Source organism: Streptomyces sp. YS-3, assembly GCF_045257485.1.
Classification (GTDB): domain Bacteria; phylum Actinomycetota; class Actinomycetes; order Streptomycetales; family Streptomycetaceae; genus Streptomyces.
Window position 1 is genome coordinate 1 of the sequence record NZ_JBJHPC010000321.1, and the last position, 8,363, is coordinate 8,363.

At 71.2% G+C, this 8,363-nt stretch carries 8 protein-coding genes; 7 read left to right on the plus strand and 1 reads right to left on the minus strand.

Features of this window, described 5'->3' with window-relative positions; all coding sequences use genetic code 11:
- Positions 1 to 52: 52 nt before the first annotated feature.
- The 6 genes from ACJA3G_RS23475 to ACJA3G_RS23500 all read left to right on the plus strand — a co-directional run bounded on the left by ACJA3G_RS23475 (position 53) and on the right by ACJA3G_RS23500 (position 5,942).
- Complete coding sequence (locus tag ACJA3G_RS23475) at positions 53 to 1,366, plus strand: glucarate dehydratase family protein (protein ID WP_406555011.1); 1,314 nt, start codon at positions 53 to 55, stop codon at positions 1,364 to 1,366.
- Between the two features lie 98 nt (positions 1,367 to 1,464).
- A complete protein-coding gene (locus ACJA3G_RS23480) occupies positions 1,465 to 2,592 on the plus strand; it encodes a carbohydrate kinase family protein (protein ID WP_406555012.1) in 1,128 nt (375 codons plus the stop codon).
- Between the two features lie 184 nt (positions 2,593 to 2,776).
- Positions 2,777 to 3,793 carry a PhoH family protein gene (locus ACJA3G_RS23485; protein WP_406555013.1) on the plus strand — a complete coding sequence of 339 codons (1,017 nt, stop codon included), beginning with the start codon at positions 2,777 to 2,779 and terminating at the stop codon, positions 3,791 to 3,793.
- 12 nt (positions 3,794 to 3,805) lie between these two features.
- Positions 3,806 to 4,303 (plus strand): rRNA maturation RNase YbeY, encoded by a 498-nt coding sequence (gene ybeY / locus ACJA3G_RS23490; RefSeq protein ID WP_385544560.1) that lies wholly within the window; start codon positions 3,806 to 3,808, stop codon positions 4,301 to 4,303.
- Entirely contained in the window at positions 4,300 to 5,592 is a 1,293-nt protein-coding gene (locus ACJA3G_RS23495; protein ID WP_406555014.1) for a hemolysin family protein, read from the plus strand. The genes ybeY and ACJA3G_RS23495 overlap by 4 nt, the downstream gene beginning before the upstream one ends.
- Entirely contained in the window at positions 5,589 to 5,942 is a 354-nt protein-coding gene (locus ACJA3G_RS23500; protein WP_406555015.1) for an MmcQ/YjbR family DNA-binding protein, read from the plus strand. Before ACJA3G_RS23495 ends, ACJA3G_RS23500 begins: the two co-directional genes overlap by 4 nt.
- Before the next feature lie 22 nt (positions 5,943 to 5,964).
- Here ACJA3G_RS23500 and ACJA3G_RS23505 read toward each other — a convergent pair whose 3' ends face one another.
- A complete protein-coding gene (locus tag ACJA3G_RS23505; RefSeq protein WP_406555016.1) occupies positions 5,965 to 7,380 on the minus strand; it encodes an MFS transporter in 1,416 nt (471 codons plus the stop codon).
- Positions 7,381 to 7,549: 169 nt separating this feature from the next.
- Here ACJA3G_RS23505 and ACJA3G_RS23510 point away from each other — a divergent pair.
- The coding region (locus ACJA3G_RS23510) for a helix-turn-helix transcriptional regulator (RefSeq protein ID WP_406555017.1) at positions 7,550 to 8,363 on the plus strand (814 nt) is incomplete at its 3' end.

Sequence of the window (8,363 nt, forward strand, 5' to 3'; positions counted from 1 at the left end):
GTGGTGCTCCCTTCCTTGACCCCCGTCGTTCACATATCTAGTCTCCATTCCCATGGATGTACCGTCGCAGTCGATCCACCTCGTCGATGTCCGGCTCACCCCCGTCCTCATCTCCGACCCCCCGCTCCTCAACGTCCAGGGGGTCCACCAGCCGTACACCCCCCGCCTCATCGTCGAAGTCATCACCGACAGCGGCGTCACCGGTGTCGGGGAGACCTACGGCGACACCAAGTACCTGGAGTTGGCGCGGCCGTACGCCGACTCCCTCCTCGCCGCCCGGCACGCACTCGCGGACCTCAATGGGATGTTCACACTCATGAATGAGTTGCCCGTGGACGAGGCTCGCGTCGACACCTCCGTGGACGTCGGCGGGCTGCGCGGCGTCCAGAGCGCCGACAAGCTGCGGCTCTCCGTCGTCTCCGCCTTCGAGGTCGCCTGCCTCGACGCGCTCGGCAAGACGCTCGAGCTCCCCGTGCACACCCTCCTCGGCGGCAAGGTGCGCGACAGCGTGGAGTACAGCGCGTATCTCTTCTACCGGTGGGCCGAACACCCGGGCGGTACGGGCGAGAAGGACGACTGGGGCGCGGCGCTCGATCCGCAGGGGATCGTGGCGCAGGCCCGGCGGTTCGTGCGGGAGTACGGGTTCGGCTCCTTCAAACTGAAGGGGGGCGTCTTCCCGCCCGAGCAGGAGACCGCCGCGATCCGGGCGCTCGCCGAGGCCTTTCCGGGGCGTCCGCTGCGGCTCGACCCGAACGGCGGCTGGAGCGCGGCCACTTCGCTCCGCGTCGCCGCCGAGCTCGCGGACGTACTGGAGTACCTGGAGGACCCGGCGTCCGGCACGCGCGCGATGGCGGAGGTCTCCGCGGGCACCTCCGTGCCGCTGGCCACCAATATGTGCGTCACCACCTTCCCCGAGGTCCGCGAGGCGTTCCTGACTGACGCCGTGCAGGTCGTCCTCAGTGACCATCACTACTGGGGCGGGCTGCGCAACACCCGGGAGCTGGCCGCGGTCTGCCGTGCCTTCGGCGTGGGGCTGTCCATGCACTCCAACACGCACCTCGGCGTCAGTCTCGCCGCCATGACCCAGGTCGCCGCGACCGTGCCCAACCTCGACTACGCGTGCGACAGCCACTACCCCTGGCAGAGCGAGGACGTCGTCGTGGACCGCCCCGTCTTCCGGGACGGGCGCCTGGCCGTCTCCGACACTCCCGGGCTCGGCGTCACCCTCGACCGGGACGCCCTCGACCGGCTCCACCGCCGCTGGCTGGCCGACGACGGCACCTTCCGCGACCGCGACGACGCCGCCGCGATGCGCCGGGCCCCCGGGCACGAACAGTGGCGCGCGCCGGCGCTGCCGCGCTGGTAGACACGGTCACCCGCCGCCCCGCGGACCCCCGGCCCAGGCTCCCGGGCGCGTACGGATCGGGCACACTGGCCCCATCCGTACGCGAACGGGAGTCCGCCGTGACCACATCCAGCAGAGAGCAGCAGGACCGCGCAGACCGGTGGGGGCACACCGCGGGCGTCGACCCGCTGGGCAAGGTGCGCCGGCCCCGCGACCCGGAGTGCGACGTCTTCCTGACCGGCACGGTCTTCCTCGACATCATCTTCACCGGCCTCGACTCCGCCCCGGTGCGCGGCACCGAGTCCTGGGCGCGCGGCATGGGCTCCAGCCCCGGCGGCGTCGCCAACATGGCCATCGCGCTCGCCCGCCTGGGGCTGCACACCTCGCTCGCGGCGGCCTTCGGCGACGACCACTACGGCGAGTACTGCTGGGACGCCCTGGAGCAGGGCGAGGGCATCGACCTGTCGCTGTCGCGGACCGTGCCCGGCTGGCACTCGCCGGTCACCGTCTCCATGGCGTACGAGGGCGAGCGAACCATGGTGTCGCACGGCCATGAGGCGCCCCCGGAGGAGTCCGCCCCGGCCGTGCCGCCACGCGCGCGTGCCGCGATCGCCTCGCTGGTGCCCGGCCGCACCGAGGAGTGGATCGCCGACGCCGCCCGGCACGGCGCGCGGATCTTCGCCGACGTCGGCTGGGACGACACCGGGCACTGGAACCTGGCGGGCCTGACCGGCCTGGAGCACTGCGAGGCGTTCCTGCCCAACGCGGGCGAGGCGATGCGCTACACCCGCACCGACTGCCCGCGCGCGGCGGCCCGCGCCCTGGCCGAGAAGGTGCCGGTCGCGGTGGTCACCCTGGGCGCGGAGGGCGCGTACGCGGTGGACGGCTCCACCGGGGAGACCGCCGAGGTCCCCGCGATCGCGGTGGAGGCGCTCGACCCGACCGGGGCGGGCGATGTGTTCGTGGCCGGGTTCGTCACCGGGACGCTGGCCGGGTGGCCGCTCGCGGACCGGCTCGCCTTCGCGGGCCTGACGGCCGCGCTGTCCGTCCAGGAGTTCGGGGGCTCGCTCTCGGCGCCGGGCTGGGCGGAGATCGCGGCGTGGTGGCAGGCCGTCCGCACCCGGTCCGGCCAGGACCCCGCGGCCCTGCGCCGCTACGAGTTCCTGGAGGGCCTGCTGCCGGGCGCGGCCCGGCCGTGGCCGCTGCGGCGGGCGGTGCCCACGATCGGCTTCCGCCGTCCGGCATGAGCGGGTGTCCGCGGACCGGCCACGCACGGTCCGCAGGCGGGAGACGGCAGCCGGCAGCACGGCGCTTCCCCGTCCGAAAACCTCTCGGCGCTGTCAGTGCCAGGTCGTACGCTTGGTAGTCCAGAGGTTGTCGAGCGGCGAGAACCCTGCAACAGGAGGTATGCGCAGGCCACAGAGCCGGCCCATGACTCAGACACCCACACAGCCGCAGGCGAGTGCCCAGATCGAGGTTCCTGCCAAGCACCCGATGGTGATGCTGCTCGGATCCCGGGACTCGCTGCTGCGCGTGATCGAGAAGGCCTTCCCGGCGGCCGACATCCATGTCCGGGGCAATGAGATCAGTGCCACGGGGACCCCGGCGGAAGTCGCGCTCATCCAACGCCTGTTCGACCAGATGATGCTGGTGCTCCGCACCGGTCAGCCGATGACGGAGGACGCAGTGGAACGCTCGATCGCGATGCTCAGGGCGAGCGAGAACGGCAGAGCGGAGGACGGCCACGAGACCCCGGCCGATGTCCTGACCCAGAACATCCTCTCCAGCCGTGGTCGCACGATCCGCCCCAAGACCCTCAACCAGAAGCGGTACGTCGACGCGATCGACAAGCACACGATCGTCTTCGGCATCGGCCCCGCCGGTACCGGAAAGACCTATCTCGCCATGGCCAAGGCGGTCCAGGCCCTGCAGTCCAAGCAGGTCACCCGGATCATCCTGACCCGCCCCGCCGTCGAGGCGGGTGAGCGCCTCGGCTTCCTGCCGGGCACGCTCTACGAGAAGATCGACCCGTATCTGCGCCCGCTCTACGACGCGCTGCACGACATGCTCGACCCCGACTCCATCCCCCGGCTGATGGCGGCCGGCACGATCGAGGTCGCCCCGCTGGCGTACATGCGCGGCCGTACGCTGAACGACGCGTTCATCATCCTGGACGAGGCGCAGAACACCAGCGCCGAGCAGATGAAGATGTTCCTCACCCGACTCGGCTTCGACTCGAAGATCGTCATCACCGGTGACATCACCCAGGTCGACCTGCCGAACGGCACGAAGAGCGGTCTGCGCCAGGTCCAGGAGATCCTGGAGGGTGTCGAGGACGTCCACTTCTCCCGGCTCTCGTCCCAGGACGTCGTCCGGCACAAGCTCGTCGGCCGTATCGTCGACGCGTACGAGAAGTACGACAGCCAGCAGGACCGCAACGGGAAGTAGTCAGAGCGCACCATGTCGATCGACGTCAACAACGAGTCCGGAACCGAGGTCGACGAGCAGGCGATCCTCGACATCGCCCGCTACGCGCTCACGCGGATGCGGATCCACCCGCTCTCCGAGCTGTCGGTGATCGTCGTGGACGCCGAGGCCATGGAGCAGCTCCACATCCAGTGGATGGACCTGCCCGGTCCGACCGATGTCATGTCCTTCCCGATGGACGAGCTGCGTCCGCCGATGAAGGACGACGAGGAGCCCCCGCAGGGGCTCCTCGGTGACATCGTGCTCTGCCCCGAGGTCGCCAAGCAGCAGGGCGAGGACGCGCCGACACGGCACTCGATGGACGAGGAGCTCCAGCTCCTGACCGTCCACGGCGTGCTCCACCTGCTCGGGTACGACCACGAGGAGCCGGACGAGAAGGCCGAGATGTTCGGTCTGCAGGCGGCCATCGTGGACGGCTGGCGGGCGGAGAAGGGCCACACCGGCCCGTCCCCGGCGCCGACCGTCTCATGACCGGGCAGCTGCTCTTCGGCGCCGTCGCGCTGGTCGTGGTGGCCTGGCTGGCCGCCTGCGCGGAGGCCGGCATCGCCCGTACGTCGTCGTTCCGCGCGGACGAGGCCGTACGGTCGGGGCGGCGCGGCGCGGCGAAGCTCGCCCAGGTGGCCGCCGACCCCACCCGCTACCTCAATGTGGCCCTGCTCGTGCGGGTCGCCTGCGAGATGGCGGCCGGGGTGCTGGTCACCTATGTCTGCCTGGAGGACTTCGGCGAGACCTGGACGGCGCTGGTCGTCGCCATCGCGGTGATGGTGCTCGTCTCCTATGTCGCCGTCGGCGTCTCGCCGCGCACGATCGGCCGCCAGCACCCGCTGAACACGGCGACGGCCGCCGCGTACGTCCTGCTGCCGCTCGCCAGGATCATGGGCCCGGTGCCGCAGCTCCTCATCCTCCTCGGCAACGCGCTCACGCCCGGAAAGGGCTTCCGCAAGGGCCCGTTCGCCTCCGAGGCCGAGCTGCGGGCCATGGTCGACCTCGCCGAGCAGGAGTCGCTCATCGAGGACGACGAGCGCCGGATGGTGCACTCCGTCTTCGAGCTCGGCGACACGCTGGTGCGCGAGGTGATGGTGCCGCGCACCGACCTCGTCTGCATCGAGCGCTACAAGACCATCCGCCAGGCGCTCACGCTCGCCCTGCGCTCCGGCTTCTCCCGTATCCCGGTGACCGGGGAGAACGAGGACGACATCGTCGGGATCGTGTATCTGAAGGACCTGGTCCGCAAGACGCACATCAACCGGGACTCGGAGGCCGACCTGGTCTCCACCGCGATGCGCCCGGCCGCGTTCGTCCCCGACACCAAGAACGCGGGGGACCTGCTGCGCGAGATGCAGCAGGACCGCAGCCATGTCGCCGTCGTCATCGACGAGTACGGCGGCACGGCCGGGATCGTCACGATCGAGGACATCCTGGAGGAGATCGTCGGGGAGATCACCGACGAGTACGACCGGGAGCTGCCGCCGGTCGAGGAGCTGGCGGACGGCTGCTTCCGGGTCACCGCGCGGCTCGACATCGGCGACCTGGGCGAGCTGTTCGGGCTCGACGCGTTCGACGACGAGGACGTGGAGACGGTCGGCGGACTGCTCGCCAAGGCGCTCGGCCGGGTGCCCATCGCGGGCGCCACGGCCACCGTCGACCTGCCGGACGGGCGGGCGCTGCGGCTGACGGCCGAGTCCCCGGCCGGCCGCCGGAACAAGATCGTGACCGTGCTGGTGGAGCCGGTGGCCGTCATGGAGGAGGAAGAGGCGTGACCCCTCAGGAGCTCAGGGACTTCTGCCTGGCGTTCAACGCCGTGACCGAGGAGTTCCCGTTCGATGCGGGAACCTCCGTCTTCAAGGTCCTCGGCAAGATGTTCGCGCTGAGCAATCTGAGCGGCACCCCGCTCACCGCCAACCTCAAGTGCGACCCGGACGACGCGGTGCGGCTGCGCGCCGAGTACCCGGCGATCGTGCCCGGCTGGCACATGAACAAGCGCCACTGGAACACGGTGGACATCGATCAGCTCCCGGACCGGCTGGTCCGGGAGCTGATCGAGGACTCGTACGACCTGGTGGTGGCGGGGCTGCCGAAGTCCGAGCGGCTTCGGCTCGACCGGCAGTGAACCGCTACTTTCGCAACACGCCCTAGGCCCGGCGGCGGCCAAGGCCCACCGCCACCAGGGCCGCCGCCGCGACCACGAGCACCGCGTCCACCAGCAGCACCGTCCGTACGCCCGAGAACAGGTCGCCCCCGGTCGTGGCCAGGACACCCAGCAGCGGGATGCCGATCGTGATGCCGACCTGCTGGGTCGTGGTGACCAGACCGGTCGCCAGGCCCTGCTCCTCGTCGGGGACACCGCTGGTGACGGTCACTCCGTACGAGATGATCGCGCCCAGGTGGCACATGCTGGCCAGGGAGACCCCGACGGTGGCGAGCAGCGCGCCCGACTCGCGGCCCACCGCCAGCAGCAGCGCGATGAACAGCCCCTGGCCGAGGAGCGAGAGCACCAGGGTGCGGTGGGCGCCGAAGCGGCCGATGATCCGGGCGGCGTAGCTGCCGGCGACCGCCGACATGGCGCCCTGGACGCCGAAGACCAGACCGGTCCTGAAGGACGACAGGCCCAGGACCTCCTGGAGGTAGAGGGTCAGGACGAAGATGACCGTCGACATCATCGAGAAGGTGACCAGTCCGGCCAGGTTGCCCCACGCCACCGTGCGCCGCCGCAGCATCGGCAGGGAGACCAGCGGGGCCTGCGCCCTCGACTCGACCACCACGAACGCGGCCAGCAGCGCCAGACCGGCGATCAGGGTGCCCCACACGTCCGCGCCGCCGAAGCCGCGCTGGGCCGCTGTGGACAGGGAGTAGATCAGGGCGAGCAGACCGCCGGTGACGGTGACCGCGCCAGGCACGTCCAGACGGGGCCGGTCGGGGGTGCGGGACTCGGGCAGCAGACCGGGCGCCAGGGCGAGGACGACCAGCGCGGCCACCGTGAGCAGGCCCATCGTCGAGCGCCAGCCCAGCGTGTCCGTCATGACCCCGCCGAGCACCATGCCCACGGTGAAGCCCAGCGACAGCAGGGTGCCGCTGATGCCCAGCGCCCGGTCGCGCTGCGGACCCTCGGGGAACGTGGTGGTCAGCAGCGACATCCCGGTCGGCACGATCACCGCGGCGCCCAGGCCCTGGAGGGCGCGGCCGGTCAGGAACGACGCCGGGTCCCAGGCGAGGGTGGCGAGCAGCGAGGCGGCGCCGAAGAGGGCCAGCCCGGTGAGGAACAGCTTCTTGCGGCCGTAGAGGTCGGCGATCCGGCCGAACAGGAGCAGGAAGCCGCCGGAGGGCAGCGCGAACGCGGTGACCGCCCACTGGAGCGCGGACCGGCTCAGCCCCAGGTCGTCGCCGAGGACGGGCAGCGCCACGTTCAGTACGGAGAAGTCGAGCGCCACCATGAACTGGGCGGCGCAGAGCACGAACAGGACCAGCTTCGCGCGACCGGAGAACCGGGTGTCCCGCGGGTCCGCTGCGGTGGCCGGCGTGGCCGGCGCGGTGGGGGTGTCGATTGCCATGGCCACAGCCTGGCCGCGCGCGATCCGCCGTGGAGAGTGGGAACTTATCCTGTTGGCGGCACCACCAGGCAGTGGCCGGGGTGCCGGACAGCAGTCGACGAGGGGGAGTACGTACGTGGCCACGCCGATCGACAAATCGCTGCGGCGCACCGAACTGCGCGAGTTCCTGATGAACCGGCGGGCCCGGATCAGCCCGACCGCCGCCGGACTGCCCGACGGCGGCGCCCGCCGCCGCACCCCGGGCCTGCGCCGCGAGGAGGTCGCGGTGCTCGCGGGGGTGGGGGTCTCCTGGTACCAGTGGCTGGAGCAGGGCAGGGACATCACGGTGTCGCCGCAGGTCCTGGACTCGGTGGGCCGCGTCCTGAAGCTGACCAGCGCCGAGCGGCGGCATCTGTACGTGCTGGCCGGGCTCAACCCGCCCGCGCCCGAGGTGGACCCCGCCGACGCCGACATGTGCCAGGGCCTCCAGCGGCTGATCGACGCCTGGATGCCGTTCCCCGCGCACATCATGGACGCGTACTGGAACACGGTGATGTACAACGACGCCGCCGCCATGGTGCTCGGGATGCGTCCCGAGATCGTCCAGAACTGCCTGATCGCCTTCTTCACCGACCCCGTCTACCGCTCGCGCGCCAAGGGCTGGGAGGAGATCGCCGCGCTGGTGGTCGCCCAGTACCGGGCGGCCTGCTCGGAGCGGCCCGGCGACGAGGGCTTCCAGGAGGTCGTCGAGGAGGCGTCCCGGCTGTCGGAGGAGTTCGCGCGGCTGTGGGGGCAGCGGGACATCCTGCCCGGCGGCCAGATCAAGAAGGAGTTCCAGCACCCGGTGGTGGGCACGCTGTTCGTGGAGTCCACCCAGCTGCGGGTGCCCGCCCGGCCGGACCTGGCGATCGTGCTGCACAACCCGCTGCCGGGGACCGACACGGCGGCGAAGCTGGAGTGGCTGGCCTCGCCGGAGGGGCGGCGCGGGTCGATGTATCCGGTGG